Raw genomic sequence first — 16,971 nt, forward strand, 5'->3', positions numbered from 1 at the left:
CCCTGGGGCTCGTTGCCGTCCTGGTTGTCGTCGGTGTGTTCGGTCATCATCCCGATACGCGTGAGGAGCCGGTCTCCCGGCGGCGCTCCTGATTCGGCGCTCCTGAGTCGAGAAGGGCGGCGCAACGCCCGCGTCCCTGCCGCGTTGGAATGGGCGGGCGGCCGCGCGGCGGCCCCATGGAGTCAGGTTCTCCTGCGACAGGAGCCCATCATGCCCGCATCGCCGATCCTCACCCGCGCGCTCCTCGTCGGCGCGCTCGTCTCCGCCGGCTCCCTGTCGCAAGCGAAAGACCTCCCCGACCAGACCGGAACTGGGGGCGGGCCGCGCTCCACGATCACGGCGCCGCATACCAGTTCGGTCGGCCAGACCGTGCCGGATCCCGGCTCGGTCGACACGCGCCTGGAGCGCCGGATCGACGACCGCACCCGCGAGGAGCGCGTCGACGACCGGATCGACAGCGGCATCTGCGTCGGCTGCAACCGCTAAGGGCTGATCAAATCCCCGCGAGGGGAGGGCGGCAAAGAGAGAGCGACCGGTCCGTCAGCCCAAAAGCTCGGCGAGCCGCGCCCGGGCGCGGTTGATCCGGCTCTTCACGGTCCCGACCCGGCATTCCATCGCCGTCGCGATGTCCTCGTAGGAGAGGTCGTGCACGGCGGAGAGCAGCAGGGCCTCGCGCTGGTCCGGCACCAGACGGTCGAGGGCGGCCTGCACGTCGCGCAGCTCGAGGGTACCGTGCTGCGCCGGCAGGGCGACCAGGCTCGCGGCGAACAGCCCGTCGGGATCGCCGACCTCGCGTACGCGCTTCTGGTGCTCGGAATAGAAGCTGTTGCGCAGGATGGTGTAGAGCCAGGCCGAGAGGTAGGTGCCCGGCACGAACCGGTCCTGCGCCGCCCAGGCCTTGAGCAGGGTCTCCTGCACCAGGTCGTCGGCGCGGGCGTGGTTGTTGCACAGGGTCAGGGCCCGGCGACGCAGCCGCGGCACCTCCCCCAGCAGGTCGCGGCGAAAGGCCTCCGCCGGTGCGGCGTCGAGGCCGGCGAGCGCTGCGACGAGGCGCGCGACCAGTGCCTCCATCTGCGCGGAAGGAGGGAGCGCGGCATCGGCGTAGGCGGCGCGCAGGCTCGCGCCGAGATGGGCCTGGATGCCGGCCGCCAGGGCGGGGGCCTCGTCGCGCCCGGGGGTCGTCCGGTCCGGATCGGTCTCGTCCGGACGTGCCTTGGTCGACGGCGTCATCGTGCGGTCTCCGGTGACCGGCGCTTAAGGCACGTCTCCCCATACCATTACAATGGTACCGGCATACTGGTGCGGCCGGCTTGACCGGCGCTCAGGCCGCCGATGCCGATGCCAGGACATCCGTGAGATCGGGCGGTGTCGTGCCTGGCAGCCAGCGCCCGCGCAGGTGGCGTGCCGTCGCCTGGCGCAGCTTGCCGGCGTAACCGGGGAGCGCGGGGCCGATCAGCGGCAGGGCGAGGGCGGCGATGGTGGCGCGGATGCCCGCATCGTCGAGGCTGAGCCCGGCCGCCGCGGCGTGGCGGGCGATCTCGAGTTCCTGGCCCCAGAAATAGAGGCTCTTTGCCTGCACGTTGTCCTGCATGCGGCGCACCTCCTCCACCCGGCCGTCGGAGATCAGCGGCAGCCAGATATCCGGCATCAGCAGGTCCACGGGCCGGTCCGGCCGCCAGGTATAGGCGTCGCCCTCGACGATGCGGATCTTCTCCCGCGCCGCCGGAGGCAGCTGGGCGGCGAGGTCCAGTTCCCGGTGCAGCGCCAGCACCTCGGGGTCGATCTCCACCACCGTCACCGCGGTCACCTCCGGCTTGAGGGCGCTCGCCACCGCCGACCAGCCCATCCCCAGGCCGAAGACGACGACGTGCCCGGACGCCAGGCGGACGCCGATCTCCTGGCTCTCCAGCTCGATCGGCGTCGTCGACATCCAGGTGTCGTCGCCGCGCACCAGTGCCGCGACGTGCGGCACCAGCCGCGGCGGGCTCCAGTAGCCCTGGCAGAGCAGGTTCCCCCCGTGATGCACGGCCCAGCGGCCGGAGCGCAGCGGCGGGTAGGTCGGCACGAACAGGTCGAAGGTGAACGGGATCAGGCCCGGTGGAATCATCATGCCGTCGTCCTCAGGGAAGCCGCCGGCGCAGTGGGGGCCGATTCCCGCTCTCGGCGCAAGGCGGCGCGGCGCTACCGCGGGGCCTCCCGTTCCCCGGCGGACCGGTCCGCCGAGTCCTCGACCGCCAAGTTCACCATCGGCGAGTTCCCCGCCGGCAAGTCTTTTGTCGGCAAGTCTTCTGTCGCCAAGCCTCGCACCAGCGGCACGGCCGCCGCGCAGGCTCCCGCCATGACCCAGAACGCCCCCGCCCCGAGGCCGCCGTAGAGCGGGCCGGCGGCCAGCGTCGCCAGGGTGGTGGCAAGGCCGAGGCCGAGGGTGCCGTAGAGGGTCTGGGCCGTCGCCGCGAGGGCCGGCGGCACGGTCCGGCCGAGGATCTGCATCGCCGCGAGGTGCAGGAGCGCGAAGGTCAGCCCGTGCAGGGCCTGGATGCCGACGAGGGCCGGCACCGCGACGGTGAGCGCCGCCACCGACCAGCGTAAGGCCCCGGCGCAAGCCGCCAGCGCCAGGGCGCCGGCGGGGCCGAGGCGGGCGAGGAGCGGCGGGCCGACGACGAGGAAGACCAGCACCTCCGCCGCCACCGCCTCGGCCCAGAGCAGGCTCGCGGTCGCCGGGCTCAAGCCCGCCGCGCGCCAGCGGATCACCGCGAAGGCGTCGTGCACCGCGTGGCTGCCGATCACCAGGGCCGCCACCGCGACGAGGCGCAGAAAACCGGGCGAGCGCAGGAGCAGCCCGGCCCCGGCCGTGACCGGCACCCCGGCGGCGGTCGCGGCGGCCGGCAGGCGCAGCGTCGCGCAGCTCAGGCCCGCGAAGGCGGCGGCGCCCGCCACCGGCAGAGCCGCGAGGCCGATCAGCGCCGTGACCTGCCCGGCCGCCAGGGTGCCGGCGATGAAGGCGGCCGAGCCCGCGCCCCGCACGGTTCCGTAGGCGAAGCGGGACGCCCTCGACGCCGGCAGGGCCAGGGCGTCCGCGAGCGGGGCGAGCGGCGCCGTCGTGGCCGCGTGGGCGAGGCCGGCGAGCAGCAGCCCGGCCAATCCGTGGCCGGCGAGGTAGAGGAGGGCGCTCGCGCCCGAGAGCGCGGCGCAGGCCGCGAGCACGCCGCGTCCGGCGGCGAGCCGGTCGGCGATGCGGCCCGCCAGGGGACCGGCCACGAGGCGGATGCCGGTGCCGGCGGCGAGCACCAGCCCGACCTCGGTGGGGGTGAGTCCGCGCTCGGCAAGGAGTGCGGGCAGGAACGGCGTCGTGAGGCCGTAACCGGCATAGAGCGCGGCGTAGACGAGGAGGAAGCGCGGCAGCGCGCCTGGAACGGCCTGCATCGCGCGAAGCCTATCCGGTCCTGCGGGCCGCCGCACGGCCGGATTTCGAGAGCATTTTCCGACGAAGCGGATACCGGCCCACCGCAGAAAATGTTCCGAAATCAATTACTTGGAGAGCTTCGCGATTGCAGCGCGATCGTGAAGCGCTCTAGAGCAGGCCGGCGCCGTGCGGGTGGTCCCGCGGCGGCTCGACCGTGACGATGGCCCCGAGGCCGAGAACGAGGGCGCCGGCGGCGCAGAGGGCGAGGGAGAGAGCGGCGATGATCATGGGCACGATCTTCGCGATTCCGTGCTTAACGCGACCTTGCCGAACGGGGTGAAGAGAGGGAAAACCCCAGCATCCACACCATCGAGGCGGACGGGTGCGGCGAGGCCGCCACGGCCACGCAAACGCCATTTTCCACCGTCTCGCCAAGCGGGCTTGCGTTGGCAAGCCGAGGCGTCGCCCGCTTGGGTTTTTGCTTGTCGCAGATTTTGATCGCAAAACCGGCGGCCACTTCTGCGAAATCTGCCGAGGGGAGAAACGCCCGTGGACTATCGCACGCTCGGCCGGTCCGGCCTGAAGGTCTCGCCCCTCTGCCTCGGCACGATGATGTTCGGCGGGCCGACCCCCGACGACGAGGCCGAGCGCATCGTCGCGCAGGCCCGCGAGCAGGGGATCAACTTCATCGACACGGCGAACGCCTATACCGAAGGGCGCTCCGAGGAGGTGGTCGGCCGGGCCATCGCGCGCGACCGCGACGCCTGGGTGCTCGCCACCAAGGTGGCCAACGCGACGGGCAAGGGGCCGAACGAGCGCGGCCTGTCCCGCGCCCACATCTTGCAGGCCTGCGAGGCCAGCCTCAAGCGCCTGAACACCGACCGGATCGACCTCTACTACCTCCACAAGGAGGACCACGAGACGCCGCTCGCAGAGACCGTGCGGGCGATGGCCGACCTGATCCGGGCCGGCAAGGTGCGCTATTTCGGGGTCTCCAACCACCGCGCCTGGCGGGTGGCCGAGATCTGCCGCCTGTGCGACGAGCACGGCATCGACCGGCCGGCGGCGAGCCAGCCGTACTACAACGCCCTCAACCGGATGCCGGAGGTCGAGCACCTGCCGGCCTGCGCCCATTACGGCCTCGGCGTCGTGCCCTATTCGCCGCTCGCCCGCGGCGTGCTGACGGCGAAGTACCGCCCCGGCGAAGCGCCGCCCGAGGGCACCCGCGCCGGGCGCGGCGACACGAGGATGATGCAGACCGAGTGGCGGCCCGAGAGCCTGCGCATCGCCGAGGAGCTGAAAGCGCACGCGGCGGCCAAGGGCGCTTCGGTGATCGACTTCGCGGTGGCCTGGGTGCTCAACAACCGCGCCGTCACGGCGGTGATCGCGGGCCCGCGCACCCTCGACCAGTGGCGTGCTTACGCGGGCGCGCTCGCCTACCGCTTCACCCCGGAGGACGAGGCCCTGGTCGACGGCCTGGTGCCGGCGGGCCACCCCTCGACCCCGGGCTACACCGATCCGGCCTATCCGCTCGAGGGCCGGACCACCTGGACGGCGGCGGCAGGGTGAGCCACGCTCGCCTTCGTCAGGCTAAACGCGCATCCGATGTGGATGACGCCGGCCCGACGGCGATTTCCTCTTGGAACGCGCCGCCCACGGCTTAGTTGTTGACGCTATGTGCCCAGGCATGTCCACTGTTCGACCCTGGGAGACGGGTTGCAGACCGGAGGAGACCGATGGCGATCAAGACCACCAAGAAGGCCGAGACGAAAGCCGAGCCCGAGGCCGCCGCCCCGAAGGCCGCCAAGGCCGCCCCCAAGGCCGCCGCCGCCAAGGACGACGCCAAGGCTGAGGGCAAGGACGCTCCCAAGGACGCCGCCAAGGGCAAGAAGGTCGCCGCCCCGAAATCCGGCGACAAGCCGAACGCCCTGCAGAAGCCGCTGCAGCCGACCCCTGAGCTCGCGGCCATCGTCGGCGACAGCCCGATCCCGCGTGGCGAGGTGGTGAGCAAGGTGTGGGACTACATCCGCACGCACTCGCTCCAGAACCCCGAGAACAAGCGCGAGATCCTCGCCGACGACAAGCTGAAGAAGGTCTTCGGCAAGGACAAGGCGACGATGTTCGAGATGAACAAGTACCTCGCCCAGCACCTGAAGTAAGGCGCTCTTTTCGAACCCGGGCGACCCGCCTCCTCCCGTCCGGATGGTCGCGCAATGCGGCCATCCGCTGCCGGGGCGGGGAATGGGCAGGCCCGTCGATCGACGTCCCTGCGGACCGGACGGGTGCGCCGCGGGCGTTTCCCGGCTCGCCGGACGATCCGATGCCCCAGATGCGCGACCCGGGCCAATCCGGTCGACGGCGTGCGCTCGCCGCCATCCTGTTCCTGATCGTCCTGGTGGCCGGCGGCGTCTGGCTCGCCGACACGCTGCGCCGGGAGGCGGCGCGCGAGGATTGCCTGGCGAGCGGCCGGCGCGATTGCGCGCCGCTTCCCTCCCTCGACCCGTGACCTCGGCGCCCGTTTGCTGGCTGACCGGATCGAAGCCCTCGATGTCATCCCGGGGCCGCCCAGCGGAGCCCGAATCCATGGCCGCTGGCTTCGGACGATGTCGGACTGCGTTCCGCCTGATCCTCCACCGTCAGCAGTTATGGATCCCGGGTTCTCGACGTCGTCGAGCCCGAGGATGACGCGGAGGGTTTGAATTCGATCGGCGCGACGCGGCTCTTACGGCACGTCCGGTCCCACCTCCTGCCGCGGCCCCGCGCGACAGCACCAGCGCGCCGGCCGGCGTCGAGAGCACCGAACCCACGATCACTCCGAGCGTCATCCCGGTGTCGAATTCGGGCGTGGTCGCGAGGGCGAGGCCGCCGATGAACAGGCTCATGATGAAGCCGACACCGCAGAGAAACGCCTCGCCGTAGACGTGGCGCCAGGTGGCGCCCGCGGGCTTTTGCGCCAGCCCGGTCCGCACCGCGAGCCGGACGCCGCCGAACACCCCGACCTGCTTGCCGAGCGACATAAGCCTGGAGCGCGTGTTTCAGCCGGTGCAGGAGGATTCGGTGTCGTCGGGCCTACCGGGGTCTCGCCGTCGCGCGATCCATCACCCCCGCCCGAGCGCCGCCCGCACCAGCCTCATCGCGTCCTCGCTCGCCCATTCCGCCGGGCCCTTCATCACGCCGATCTCGCAGCCGGACGGGTCGATCAGGAAGGTGGTCGGCAGGCCGACCACGTCGCCGCCCTGCTGGAGCGCCGGCAGCGCCCGCCCGGCCGGGTCGGAGTAATAGGCCAGCCGCGCGATTCCGTTCTCCTGCATCCAGCGCGGCGGCCGGTCGGGGTTGCGGGTGTCGAGATTGAGCGCCACCACCTCGAAATCCTTGTCCCCCAGCGCGCCCTGGAGCCGGTCGAGGGCCGGCATCTCCGCCTTGCACGGCGCGCACCAGGTCGCCCACAGGTTCAGCAGGACCGTGCGGCCCTTGAGGTCGGCAAGCGTCCGCGGCTGCCCGTCCGGTCCGGTGAAGGTGATGGCGGGCGCGGGCTTCGGCGTGGCATCGACCTGGAGCGCCGCCACCTCGCCGCGGGCGAAGGGCGCCACCCGGGCGGCGGTGGCTTTCGCCAGGGGGCAGGCCCCGCCGTTGCTCCGGTCGCCAAGCCCGTATAGGGCAGCCCCGAGGCCGAGGATGGCGGCGAGCCCCCCCGCGACGAGGGCGAGGCGGGTTTTTCGCGGTGATGCGAGACGAGGTGAGGACATGAGCAACCGGATGTGGGGCGGGCGCTTCGCGAGCGGCCCCGCCGAGATCATGGAGGAGATCAACGCCTCCATCGGCTTCGACAAGCGCCTCGCCCCCCAGGACATCCGGGGCTCGCTGGCCCATGTCGCGATGCTGGGCAAGGCGGGGATCCTGCCGGCCGAGGATGTGGCGAAGATCGAGGCCGGGCTCAAGACCGTCCAGTCCGAGATCGAGGCCGGATCGTTCGAGTTCCGCCGCGAGCTCGAGGACATCCACATGAGCGTGGAGAGCCGGTTGCGCGAGATCGTCGGCCCCTCGGCCGGCCGGCTCCACACCGCGCGCTCGCGCAACGACCAGGTCGCCACCGACATGCGCTTGTGGGTGCGCGACACCCTCGACGCCCTCGACGGCCAGGCCGCCGACCTGCAGCAGGCGATGGCCGAGCTGGCGCTCACGCATGCCGGCACGGTGATGCCGGGCTTCACCCACCTGCAATCGGCCCAGCCGGTCACCTTCGGGCACCATCTCCTGGCTTACGTCGAGATGCTGAACCGCGACCGCGGCCGGTTCCGCGACGCCCGCGCCCGCCTCAACGAATGTCCGCTCGGCGCCGCGGCGCTGGCCGGCACCTCGTTCCCGATCGACCGCCACGCCACGGCGAAAAACCTCGGCTTCGACCGGCCGACGGCGAACTCGCTCGATTCGGTGGCCGACCGCGACTTCGCCCTGGAGGCGCTGTCGGCGGCGGCGATCGCGGCGGTGCACCTGTCGCGGTTCGCGGAAGAGATCGTGGTCTGGACCTCGGCCCAGTTCGGCTTCGTCAAGCTGTCGGACCGGTTCACCACCGGTTCCTCGATCATGCCGCAGAAGCGCAACCCCGACGCCGCCGAGCTGGTCCGGGCCAAGTCCGGCCGGATCATCGGCGCCCTGTCGGGTCTGCTCATCGTCATGAAGGGCCTGCCGCTCGCCTATTCGAAGGACATGCAGGAGGACAAGGAAGGCACCTTCGACGCGCTCCAGACCCTCTCGCTGTGCTTGGCCGCCATGGCCGGCATGGTGCGCGACCTGGAGCCGGTGCCGGAGGTCCTGAAGGCGGCCGCCGGCTCCGGCTACGCCACTGCCACCGACCTCGCCGACTGGCTGGTGCGCGAGCTCGGCCTTCCCTTCCGCGATGCCCACCACGTGACGGGCCGCCTCGTCGGCGAGGCCTCGTCCCGCGGCATCGGCCTGGAGGCGCTGCCGCTCGCCGTGATGCAGGCGGCGGAGCCGCGCATCACGGATGCCGTCTTCGCGGTGCTCGGCGTCGAGAACTCGGTGGCGAGCCGCACCAGCTATGGCGGCACCGCACCGGACAACGTGCGGGCGCAAGCGGAAGGCTGGCTCAAGCGTCTCGCCGGCGAGACGGTCTGACGGCATAGACCTGTCTATCCCACCCATGACCTCATCCTGAGGTGTCTGTCGATCGAAGATCGACCGACCTCGAAGGAGGGCTCCAGGGATCGCAGAGATTTCTGGAGCCCTCCTTCGAGGCTCAGCGATCGTCGATCGCCTCGCACCTCAGGATGAGGGTGTGGGTGGGAGTAAACAAGCGCTCGTGTTAGTTCCTGGCGCCATCGGTCAAGCTCGACCATCACCGGAGGAATCACCATGGATCTCGGTCTCAAGGGCAAGCGCGCCCTCGTCCTGTCGTCCAGCCGCGGCCTCGGCCTCGGCATCGCCGAGGCCCTGGCGGCCGAGGGCGCGGACGTGCTGCTCACCGCCCGCACCGCCGAGCGCCTGGACGCGGCGGTGGCAGCGATCAACGCCCGCGGCCAGGGCCGCGCCCACGCCTTCGTCGGCAGCCTGAAGGAGAACGTCGAGGCGATCTACGCCGCCGCGCAGGAGCATCTCGGCGGGGTCGACATCCTGGTCGCCAATACCGGCGGTCCGCCGGCCGGCACCGCGCTCACCGTGCAGCCCGAGGCCTGGACGCCGCAATTCGAGGCGATGGTGACCCCGGTCTTCCGCCTCGCCGGCCTCGTCCTCCCGGGCATGCGTCAGGCCGGGTTCGGCCGCATCCTGGTCGTCGCGTCGAGCGGCGTCGAGCAGCCGATCCCGAACCTGGTGATGTCGAATGCGCTGCGCGCCTCGATCGCCGGCTGGGCCAAGACGCTCGCCTCCGAGGTCGCGGCGGACGGCGTCACCGTCAACATGATCCTGCCCGGCCGGATCGAGACCGATCGTACCGGTGAGCTCGACGCCGCCAACGCCAAGGCGCAGGGCAAGTCGCGCGACGAGATCGCCGAGGCCTCCCGCGTGGCGATTCCCGCCAAGCGCTACGGCCGTGTGCAGGAATTCGCCGACGTGGCCTGCTTCCTCGCCTCCGAGCGGGCGTCCTACGTCACCGGCAGCATGATCCGGGTCGATGGCGGGGCCGTGCGGTCGATCTGAGGACGTATGGAGGCGGGGCTCCTCGTCCCGCCTCCTCCACCGACCGGGCTCGGAACGGTTGCGAATGTCACGAGAAAGGGCGGTCCTGCGGGACCGCCCTTTTTCCATATCCGGACCTGTGCAGCCCTTACTGCCGCTTGCCCCAGCGCACCCCCGGCGCCGGCCCCGCGCCCGCCGCGAGCTGGCCGACCGCCGGGCCGCTGGCGTTGCCCGGATGGTGCTGCGAGCCGGGACCCATCGGGTCGGCGGCGATCAGGTCTGGGGTCGCGGCCATGTCGGGGGTGCCGCGGCCGGTGGCGAACTGGCCGGCCTTGCGGAAGCGCCAGAGATAGCCCGGCACCACCGCCTCGATCGCGGTGGGGGCGATGCCGATGCCCTCGATCGTGCGGCCTTCCGCCTTCGCGGCCTCCGACACGACGTTGTCGTTCTGGAGCAGGGTGACCTGGTCGCGGGTGAGCTTCAGGGTGTCGGGCAGCAGGCCCAGCGTCAGGGTATCGACGAGTTCCATCGCCCGCGCCTGGAGCCGGGCGGCGGGAGCCGGAAGCGGCATCACCACGCGGTGGCGCATCGTCACCTTCAGCGTGTACTCGACGAGCTGCTGCAGGGTCAGGATCTCCGGCCCGCCGAGCTCGTAGACCCGGCCGCCCTGGATCTGGCCCTCGACCGCCCGGGCGATCGCCTCGGCGACGTCGCCGGCGAAGACCGGCTGCATCCGCGCGCCGGCCCCGGCGAGCGGCAGCACCGGCAGCATGCGGGCGAGCGCGGCGAAGCGGTTGAAGAAGCTGTCGCCCGGCCCGAACACGATCGACGGGCGGAAGACGATCGCGTCCGGCCGCGCCTCGAACACGCCGGCCTCGCCGATCGCCTTCGAGCGGGCGTAAGCCGAGGCCGAGTTCGCGTCGGCGCCGAGCGCCGAGACGTGGACCAGCGGGGCGCCCACCGCGGCGGCGGCCCGGGCGACCTCGGCGGCGCCGTCGGCCTGGAGGCGCTGGAAGCTCTGGCTGCCGCTCTCCTGGAGGATGCCGACGAGGTTGACCACGATGTCGGCATGCTCCACCGCCCGGGCGATCGAGGCCGGGTTGCGGAGATTGGCCTGCACGCCGACGATCTGGCCGACGCGGCCGAGGGGCTGGAGGAACTGGGCGAGATCGGGCCGGCGCACCGCCACCCGGATCCGGTAGCCGCGCTTGGCCAGCGCCCGCACCACGTGGCGGCCGAGGAAGCCCGACCCCCCGAACACGGTCACGAGCTGCGAGGCGGGTCGGGTCAGGCCGACATGGTCGAAGCCGGTCATGGTCGTGGGGTCCTTCCGCGGGTCTTCATCGGGGCGAGTGTGCGGGGGCTCGTGCCGGCTCCATAGTCGAGGGGCGGGGTCCTGTGAAGCACCGACGCCGCCGCGGGCCCCGGAACGGGTGCAGTTCGGCTCCGTTCGTCCCGCATGGCGGCGCTCGCCCGCACCCGGAGGGGTCACGCCACCTTGCGCGGCACCATCCGCTCGCTGCCCAGGGCCTCCTGGGCCCCCGACAGCCCGGCCTCGGCGTATTCGGCATCCTCGTTGACGTTCCACACGTCGTAGCGCCGCTCGCCCAGCAGGATGTTCCGCGCCGTCAGCATCGCGGTCATCATGGCGTGGTCCTGGTTGTTGTACTTGTGCATGCCGTTGCGGCCGACGAGGTGGAGGGTCGGGTAGCTGCCTTCCAGATCCCGGCGGATCGTCGCGACATGGGCGCGGTAGGCGTCGTCGTAGACCGGATAGGCCTTGGGCTGGCGCACCACGCAGGCATCGACCACGCTGGCCGGATCGACGAGGCCGATCAGGCCGATCTCGCGGCGGGCCAGCGCGATCAGCTCGGAATCGGGCGCGTTCCACAGCCCGTCGCCCTCGAAGCAGAAATATTCGAGGCCGAGGCAGGCATAGGCCTCGTCCGGCACCATCTCGGGCGACCAGGAGCGGAAGTTCTGCACCCGACCGACCTTCACCGCCGGATCATGGACGTAGATCCAGTTATCGGGAAAGCTGTCCTTGGCCCGCGCGATCAGCGCCACGGTGACGAAGTCGCGGTAGCGCAAGGAGCGGGCCTGGAAGGTGCTGAGCGGCGCCGGGCGGATGGCGCCGACGAGCTCGCGGATCGGCGCCGAGGAGACGACGTTGCGGGCCGTGAAGGTCTCGCGGCTGCCATCCCCGCGCCGGGCGCTCACCGTCCAGAGCTTCGTGGCAGAGTCGTAGGACAGGCCGTCGACCCGCCGGTCGAGCAGGACCCGGCCGCCGTTGCGCTGTATCGCGGTGGCGGCCGCGTCCCACATCATGCCGGGGCCGCGGCGGGGATAGCGGAACGATTCGATCAGGGTCTTGATCACCGGGCCGTCGCCGGCGGCCGGCCGGTGCAGGCCGAGGGAGCGCTTGAGCCCGTCGCGGATCGCGGCGCCGAGGTCGAGCCCCTTGATGCGCTGCGCCGCCCAGTCGGCCGAGATGTCGTCGCAGGACATCCCCCACACCTTCTCGGTGTAGGTCTTGAAGAAGATCGAGAACAGCCGCTCGCCGAACTGGTTGCGGACCCACTCGTGGAAGCTCTTCGGGTCCTTGATCGGCCGGGCCCGGGCCCAGAGATAGGAGGCGACGCAAAGGCCGCTCTCGACGATCCCGAGGTTGCGCAGAGCCTCGAAGGCCTTGAGCGGGTAGGCGTAGGTCTTGCCCTTGTAGTAGATCCGCGACAGCCGCGGCCGCTCGATGAAGTCGTCGGGCAGGATCTCGTTCCAGAGATCGACCACCTCCTTCGCCTTCGAGAAGAAGCGGTGGCCGCCGATGTCGAACAGGAAGCCCTTGTATTCCACCGTGCGGCTGATGCCGCCGACCTGGGTCGCGTCGCGCTCCAGCACCACGACGTCGCGGCCGGCCTTGGCCAGCATGTAGCCGGTGGTCAGGCCCGCCGGTCCCCCGCCGATCACCAGCGTCTCGGTGTGAAGGCTCATCGCTCGGGCTACTCCGGGGCGGTCACGGCCGTGTCCGCTTGAAGGACGGGGCTCCAAGGACGTGACTCTCTTGCCCGAGCTTTACCGTCCGGATGGTAAAGAACCGCTCAACCGCCCGCGCTAACCGGGGGGTAAGGGCGATCGTGCGAAGCGGTCGGTGCCCCGCCTTTCGGCCCGCAGGATCCCGCCATGGTCGCCGCTCCGCTCCCGCAGGCCCGGTCCGGATCGGAGGCGGTGCAGCGTTCACCCTTCGAGCGCCCGTGGGTCGTCTGGCTCATCGTGCTGGCCGGGTTCGTCGGCGTGGCCTCCTGGTCCGACCTCGTCGCCGCCTTGCGCGACCTGCGCCTGCCGGACACCGACGACGCGATGCGGCTCGTGGAGGTGCGCGATTTCCTCGCCGGCCAGTCCTGGTTCGACCTCGTCCAGCACCGCCATGCCGGCGCGCCACCGATGCACTGGTCGCGCTTCGTCGATGCGCCGATCGCCGGCCTGGTCCTCCTGGCCCGCGCCGTCGCCGGTCCGGTCCGGGCGGAGGGGATCGCCGCGGCGTCGTGGCCGCTGCTGCTGCTGCTCCTCTACGCCACGATCCTCTACCGGGGCGTGCGGGCCGCCTTCGGCTGGCGCGCGGCGGCCTTCGCGATCTTTGCCGGGACGCAGGCCGTCTTCGTCACCAGCCTGTTCGCCCCGGGGCGGATCGACCACCACAACGTCCAGATCTGCGCGATCCTGCCCCTCGTCCTGCTGCTTGCCCGGCAGGCCCCGACGATGCGGGACGGGGCGTTCGCCGGCGCGCTCGCGGCATTCTCGCTCGCGGTCGGGCTCGAGGCGCTGCCCTTCATCGCCGGTGCCGGCCTCGTCCTCGCCGGCGCGTGGCTGCGCGACGGGCGCGCCGCCCTGCCGCCCTTCCGCGGCTTCGGCCTCGCCCTCGGCCTTCTCGCCCCTGTCCTCTTCCTCGCCCAGACCGCCCCGTCCCTCTGGACCGCGACCGCCTGCGACGCGCTCTCGCCACCCTGGCTCTGGCTCGGGGCGGCGGCGGCCGTCACCGCGGCGGCGGCGACTCTCGTGCCGGACGGGCCGGGACCCGGCGGCCGGGGCGTGCGGCTCGGGCTGCTCGCTGCCGGCGGCGCCGTCGCGGTCGGGGGTTTCCTCGTCCTGTTCCCGGCCTGTGCCGCCGGGCCGTTCACCGGCATGCCCGATCTCGTGCGTCAGGACTGGCTGGTGAAGGTGCGCGAGATGCTCCCGGTCTGGCAGCTCGCCCGGATCGCGCCCGACGCGGCCCTCGCCGGCCACCTACCGGTGCTGATCGGCGCCGTGACGGCGAGCCTGTGGGCCTGGCATGGGCGGGACCCCGCCCGACGCCGCCTGATGGCCGGGACTGCCGGAATGCTCTGGCTCGGCGCGGCCCTGGGCGCCGCGCAGTTCCGCGGACTCTACGTCGCCGGTGCCTTCGTGCCCCTGGTGGCCGGGCCGGTCCTCGACCGCGCCGTCGCGCTCCTGCGCGCCCCCGAGGCGACGACGCGCCGCCGCATCGCCGCCCTGGCGCTCAGCCTGTCCCTGTGCGGCAAGGTCTGGCTCCTCCTCGCCACGGCGCCGCAGGTGCTGGCGGGCAACGGCAAGGCCTTCGAGACCGAGCACGCCGCCTGGCGCAGCTGCAGCGACCGCCGGGCGATTGCCGCCCTCGACGCCCTGCCGCCGGGCCTGGTCCTCGCCGAGATCGATCTCGGGCCGAGCCTGCTCCTGCACAGCCACCATTCCGTGGTGGCGGCCCCCTACCACCGGGCGCTGCCGGGGCTGGCCGCCTCGATCGAGGCGTTCCGGGACGAGTACGCCCTGGCCACGGTCGCCGCGCGGATGGGGGCGGACTACATCGTGGCCTGCTCACTCCCCGCGAAGCCGGGCGAGGGCCTGAGCGTGGCGGATCGTCTCGGGCGCGGCGAGATCGCCCCGCCCGGGCTGGAGCCGGTCCCGGTGCCGGACACGCCCTACCGGGTCTGGCGCCTCGCGTCCGGGCCTGCGAGAGGCTGAACCGTGACCGGGCGTATCGCCGCGCTCTTCCTGCTCGCCCTCATCGCCGCGGCCCTGGCCGCGGTGGCGGTGGCGGTCGCCCGCGGCGAGGAGCCCGGCGGCATCGAGGAGGTCTGGATCGCCCTGTTCGGCCCGCCCGATCTCGGCCCGGTCGATTTCGCGTCTTTGCGCCGCGTGCCGTCCCGGAGCGATGCGCTGGCCTGCGCGGCCGATATCTGCCCGCTCGCCAGGGCCGACGCGGTGCCGCCGGACTTTTTCGTGGCGGGCGCGCGCCTGCGCGAGATCGTCCGGGCGGTGGCCGAGCGCCAGCCGCGCACCGCGCTCGTCTTCACCGACCGGTGGGGCGAGCAGGACCGCTACGTCGCCCGCACCGCTCTATTGCGCTGCCCCGATACGATCACGGTCGAGATCGTCGGCCGCGGGGAGGGCCGTTCCAGCCTCGCGCTCTACATCCGCAGCCAGGCCGGCTGCCCCGTCCCGGCGACGAGCCTCGGGCGGCTGACCCGCTGGCTCGACGGGATCGCGGCGGCGGCCGGAATCGAAGCGAACAAGGGGTGACGACCCGCATGCCGCGCGCAGCCCACGAGCATCTGAGCCCCACTTCCGTCCCGCCCCTGGCGGCCCTGCCCGCCGAGCCGGACGTCGCGGTGATCGGCGCCGGGGCCGCCGGGATCGGCGCGGCGCGCCGGCTCCTCGCCCGCGGCCTGACGGTCGCCGTGCTGGAGGCCCGCCCGCGGCTCGGCGGCCGCACCGTCACCACGCCGTTGCGCGGTCATCCGGTCGATCTCGGCGCCCACTGGCTCCATGCCGGGCCGATCAACCCCCTGGTGGCCCTCGGTTTCGAACGGGGCGAGCCGCTGCGGCGGGCCGCACAGGAGAGCCATCTCTGGATCGGGCGTCGTCCGGGCCGTCCGGCGGAGGAACTCGCCTTCGGTCGCGCCTGGTCCGTCGCCGACCGGGCGATGACCGACGGCGCGCGCTTGGGGCCCGAGGACCGGCCCGCCGCCGAGGCCCTGCCGCCGGGCCTCGGGCCCTGGGGCAAGCGGGTGTCTCTGGTGCACGGCCTCGTCTCGGGCCGGCCGCTGACCGAGATCAGCCTGCACGACTTCCCGAGCATGGAATACGGCGACAACTTCTTCATCGCCGGCGGCTACGGCGCCTATCTCGCCCGCCTCGCAGCCGGGTTGCCGGTGGCGCTCTCGACCCCGGTCACGGCCCTCGACTGGGCCGGGGAGGGGGTGCGGCTCGATCTCGGGGCGCGCGGGACCCTGCGGGCGCGGGCGGCGCTGATCACCGCCCCGATGATGGTGTTGCAGGAGCCGGCCCCGGCCTTGCGCTTCGCCCCCGACCTGCCGGGCCCGGTGCGCGCGGCGATCGACGGATTCCGCACCGGCATCTACGAGCACGTGGTGCTGCACTGGCCGTCCTCGCCGTTCCGCGGCCGCGACCGGCTGGCGAGCCTGATCGGCGGCCGGCTCCAGCCGCCGGGCCTGCTGACGCGGGTCGACGGGACGCCGTTCCATTATTTCGAGCTCGACGTGGCGCTGGCCGCCCGCCTCGACGCGGCCCGCGCCGGGGCCGACGGCGCGCGCCGGCTGGTGCGCGAGACCCTGGCCGAGCAGGTCGGGCGTGGCTTTTTGCGCGACCTTGCCGTGCCGGCGGTGACCGAGTGGCGCCACGATCCCTGGTCGCGCGGTTCCTGGGCGGTCGTGCCGCCGGGCCATACGGGCGCCCGCGACCTCCTGAAGGACGCGGTGGCCGAGCGGATCTGGTTTGCCGGCGAGGCCCTGTCGCGGGAGCAATGGGGCACCGCGGGCGGCGCCTTCGCGGAGGGCGAGCGGGCGGCCGACGCGATCGCGGCCGCTCTCCACTAAAATCCATGGTGGGATTGCGGCCGGGGCTTCCTACATTCCCGACATGCTCACACGCCTTCTCACCATCCTCGTGCTCCTCGGCCTGTCCTGCACCGCCGAGGTCCACGCGCAGCCCATGACCCGCAACGTGCTCAAGGGCGCCTGCGAGAAGCTGGTCATTGCCGGCAAGGACGTCAGCCCGACCTGCGGCGAGAGCATCGTCAACATGGTCCAGGGCCGGCGCACCTCGTTCGACTTCACCTCGAGCGACGGCACGACGGTCAGCTTCAGCGGCACCGGCATGCCGCAGGACCGCCAGGAGGAGGTCGGCGTCGACGCGCTCCAGCCGGTGAGCGCCGTGATCCTCACGGTGAAGGGCCAGGATGGCGGCATCACCCGCGACACCCTGATGACCGTCGGCTCCTGCCGCTTCCCGCAGGCGGGTCCTGGCCGCTCCACCGTCGCCTGCGCGGCCGATACCCAGCGCGGCCGCTTCGAGGGGACCTTCACCACGGCGAGCGAGGCGGCGGGGAAGTAAGCCGCCGGGATCATGATCCGGCGCGG

Annotated in this window: 17 protein-coding genes; 10 read left to right on the forward strand and 7 right to left on the reverse strand. The window is 72.4% G+C overall.

Annotation, left to right across the window (positions count from 1 at the left end; genetic code table 11):
* The first annotated feature begins 210 nt into the window (after positions 1-210).
* Positions 211-486 carry a hypothetical protein gene (locus tag AC3AOF_RS12455; RefSeq protein WP_488348695.1) on the forward strand — a complete coding sequence of 92 codons (276 nt, stop codon included), beginning with the start codon at positions 211-213 and terminating at the stop codon, positions 484-486.
* A gap of 54 nt (positions 487-540) precedes the next feature.
* Here the strand turns inward: AC3AOF_RS12455 and AC3AOF_RS12460 are convergent, their stop codons facing one another.
* From AC3AOF_RS12460 to AC3AOF_RS12470, 3 genes are all read right to left on the reverse strand, one after another.
* The gene (locus AC3AOF_RS12460; RefSeq protein WP_236990497.1) at positions 541-1,230 is read right to left on the reverse strand and encodes a sigma-70 family RNA polymerase sigma factor; all 690 of its coding nucleotides are present in this window, start codon (positions 1,228-1,230) and stop codon (positions 541-543) included.
* A gap of 91 nt (positions 1,231-1,321) precedes the next feature.
* Positions 1,322-2,110: a polyamine aminopropyltransferase gene (locus AC3AOF_RS12465; RefSeq protein WP_236990496.1), complete on the reverse strand. Its 789-nt coding sequence runs from the start codon at positions 2,108-2,110 to the stop codon at positions 1,322-1,324.
* A 71-nt stretch (positions 2,111-2,181) separates the two neighbouring features.
* Positions 2,182-3,423 carry an MFS transporter gene (locus AC3AOF_RS12470; protein ID WP_488348696.1) on the reverse strand — a complete coding sequence of 414 codons (1,242 nt, stop codon included), beginning with the start codon at positions 3,421-3,423 and terminating at the stop codon, positions 2,182-2,184.
* Between the two features lie 529 nt (positions 3,424-3,952).
* Here AC3AOF_RS12470 and AC3AOF_RS12475 point away from each other — a divergent pair.
* From AC3AOF_RS12475 to AC3AOF_RS12485, 3 genes are all read left to right on the forward strand, one after another.
* Complete coding sequence (locus AC3AOF_RS12475) at positions 3,953-4,972, forward strand: aldo/keto reductase (protein ID WP_488348697.1); 1,020 nt, start codon at positions 3,953-3,955, stop codon at positions 4,970-4,972.
* A 167-nt stretch (positions 4,973-5,139) separates the two neighbouring features.
* The gene (locus AC3AOF_RS12480) at positions 5,140-5,562 is read left to right on the forward strand and encodes an SWIB/MDM2 domain-containing protein (protein WP_236990493.1); all 423 of its coding nucleotides are present in this window, start codon (positions 5,140-5,142) and stop codon (positions 5,560-5,562) included.
* Between the two features lie 161 nt (positions 5,563-5,723).
* Entirely contained in the window at positions 5,724-5,909 is a 186-nt protein-coding gene (locus tag AC3AOF_RS12485; protein WP_488348698.1) for a hypothetical protein, read from the forward strand.
* A gap of 130 nt (positions 5,910-6,039) precedes the next feature.
* On the opposite strand, the gene AC3AOF_RS12490 is transcribed toward AC3AOF_RS12485, so the two are convergent.
* Both AC3AOF_RS12490 and tlpA read right to left on the reverse strand, forming a co-directional pair.
* Positions 6,040-6,420, reverse strand: coding sequence for a Na+/H+ antiporter NhaA (locus tag AC3AOF_RS12490; protein ID WP_488348699.1), 381 nt, complete (start codon positions 6,418-6,420; stop codon positions 6,040-6,042).
* Between the two features lie 81 nt (positions 6,421-6,501).
* Positions 6,502-7,149 (reverse strand): thiol:disulfide interchange protein TlpA, encoded by a 648-nt coding sequence (tlpA, locus tag AC3AOF_RS12495; RefSeq protein WP_236990491.1) that lies wholly within the window; start codon positions 7,147-7,149, stop codon positions 6,502-6,504.
* Between tlpA and argH the strand changes: the two genes are divergently transcribed.
* Both argH and AC3AOF_RS12505 read left to right on the forward strand, forming a co-directional pair.
* Entirely contained in the window at positions 7,148-8,539 is a 1,392-nt protein-coding gene (gene argH / locus AC3AOF_RS12500; protein WP_236990490.1) for an argininosuccinate lyase, read from the forward strand. The genes tlpA and argH overlap by 2 nt on opposite strands.
* Positions 8,540-8,776: 237 nt before the next feature.
* The gene (locus AC3AOF_RS12505; protein ID WP_236990489.1) at positions 8,777-9,559 is read left to right on the forward strand and encodes an SDR family oxidoreductase; all 783 of its coding nucleotides are present in this window, start codon (positions 8,777-8,779) and stop codon (positions 9,557-9,559) included.
* Between the two features lie 127 nt (positions 9,560-9,686).
* Here the strand turns inward: AC3AOF_RS12505 and AC3AOF_RS12510 are convergent, their stop codons facing one another.
* Together AC3AOF_RS12510 and AC3AOF_RS12515 are read right to left on the reverse strand one after the other, a co-directional pair.
* Complete coding sequence (locus AC3AOF_RS12510; RefSeq protein WP_488348700.1) at positions 9,687-10,853, reverse strand: complex I NDUFA9 subunit family protein; 1,167 nt, start codon at positions 10,851-10,853, stop codon at positions 9,687-9,689.
* A 173-nt stretch (positions 10,854-11,026) separates the two neighbouring features.
* On the reverse strand, positions 11,027-12,529 hold the full coding sequence (locus tag AC3AOF_RS12515; RefSeq protein WP_488348701.1) for an NAD(P)/FAD-dependent oxidoreductase: 1,503 nt from the start codon (positions 12,527-12,529) through the stop codon (positions 11,027-11,029).
* 189 nt (positions 12,530-12,718) lie between these two features.
* Between AC3AOF_RS12515 and AC3AOF_RS12520 the strand changes: the two genes are divergently transcribed.
* The 4 genes from AC3AOF_RS12520 to AC3AOF_RS12535 are packed head-to-tail and all read left to right on the forward strand — an operon-like array spanning position 12,719 to position 16,945.
* Positions 12,719-14,554 (forward strand): hypothetical protein, encoded by a 1,836-nt coding sequence (locus AC3AOF_RS12520; RefSeq protein ID WP_488348702.1) that lies wholly within the window; start codon positions 12,719-12,721, stop codon positions 14,552-14,554.
* A gap of 3 nt (positions 14,555-14,557) precedes the next feature.
* Positions 14,558-15,112: a hypothetical protein gene (locus AC3AOF_RS12525; RefSeq protein WP_236990485.1), complete on the forward strand. Its 555-nt coding sequence runs from the start codon at positions 14,558-14,560 to the stop codon at positions 15,110-15,112.
* Positions 15,113-15,120: 8 nt separating this feature from the next.
* Positions 15,121-16,428, forward strand: a complete 1,308-nt coding sequence (locus AC3AOF_RS12530; RefSeq protein WP_488348703.1) for a flavin monoamine oxidase family protein — start codon at positions 15,121-15,123, stop codon at positions 16,426-16,428.
* Between the two features lie 43 nt (positions 16,429-16,471).
* Entirely contained in the window at positions 16,472-16,945 is a 474-nt protein-coding gene (locus AC3AOF_RS12535) for a hypothetical protein (RefSeq protein ID WP_488348704.1), read from the forward strand.
* Positions 16,946-16,971: the final 26 nt, after the last annotated feature.

This window comes from Methylobacterium sp. 142-1Y (assembly GCF_057747795.1).

What these genes read in the sequence shown, in the direction of transcription:
- AC3AOF_RS12505 (WP_236990489.1), top strand. Translation starts at nt 8,777, where the DNA reads ATGGATCTCGGTCTCAAGGGCAAGCGCGCCCTCGTCCTGTCGTCCAGC.
- AC3AOF_RS12520 (WP_488348702.1), top strand. Translation starts at nt 12,719, where the DNA reads ATGGTCGCCGCTCCGCTCCCGCAGGCCCGGTCCGGATCGGAGGCGGTG.
- AC3AOF_RS12465 (WP_236990496.1), bottom strand. Translation starts at nt 2,110, where the DNA reads ATGATGATTCCACCGGGCCTGATCCCGTTCACCTTCGACCTGTTCGTG.
- tlpA (WP_236990491.1), bottom strand. Translation starts at nt 7,149, where the DNA reads ATGTCCTCACCTCGTCTCGCATCACCGCGAAAAACCCGCCTCGCCCTC.
- AC3AOF_RS12490 (WP_488348699.1), bottom strand. Translation starts at nt 6,420, where the DNA reads ATGTCGCTCGGCAAGCAGGTCGGGGTGTTCGGCGGCGTCCGGCTCGCG.
- AC3AOF_RS12455 (WP_488348695.1), top strand. Translation starts at nt 211, where the DNA reads ATGCCCGCATCGCCGATCCTCACCCGCGCGCTCCTCGTCGGCGCGCTC.
- AC3AOF_RS12535 (WP_488348704.1), top strand. Translation starts at nt 16,472, where the DNA reads ATGCTCACACGCCTTCTCACCATCCTCGTGCTCCTCGGCCTGTCCTGC.
- AC3AOF_RS12470 (WP_488348696.1), bottom strand. Translation starts at nt 3,423, where the DNA reads ATGCAGGCCGTTCCAGGCGCGCTGCCGCGCTTCCTCCTCGTCTACGCC.
- AC3AOF_RS12485 (WP_488348698.1), top strand. Translation starts at nt 5,724, where the DNA reads ATGCCCCAGATGCGCGACCCGGGCCAATCCGGTCGACGGCGTGCGCTC.
- AC3AOF_RS12530 (WP_488348703.1), top strand. Translation starts at nt 15,121, where the DNA reads ATGCCGCGCGCAGCCCACGAGCATCTGAGCCCCACTTCCGTCCCGCCC.
- AC3AOF_RS12515 (WP_488348701.1), bottom strand. Translation starts at nt 12,529, where the DNA reads ATGAGCCTTCACACCGAGACGCTGGTGATCGGCGGGGGACCGGCGGGC.
- argH (WP_236990490.1), top strand. Translation starts at nt 7,148, where the DNA reads ATGAGCAACCGGATGTGGGGCGGGCGCTTCGCGAGCGGCCCCGCCGAG.
- AC3AOF_RS12510 (WP_488348700.1), bottom strand. Translation starts at nt 10,853, where the DNA reads ATGACCGGCTTCGACCATGTCGGCCTGACCCGACCCGCCTCGCAGCTC.
- AC3AOF_RS12460 (WP_236990497.1), bottom strand. Translation starts at nt 1,230, where the DNA reads ATGACGCCGTCGACCAAGGCACGTCCGGACGAGACCGATCCGGACCGG.
- AC3AOF_RS12480 (WP_236990493.1), top strand. Translation starts at nt 5,140, where the DNA reads ATGGCGATCAAGACCACCAAGAAGGCCGAGACGAAAGCCGAGCCCGAG.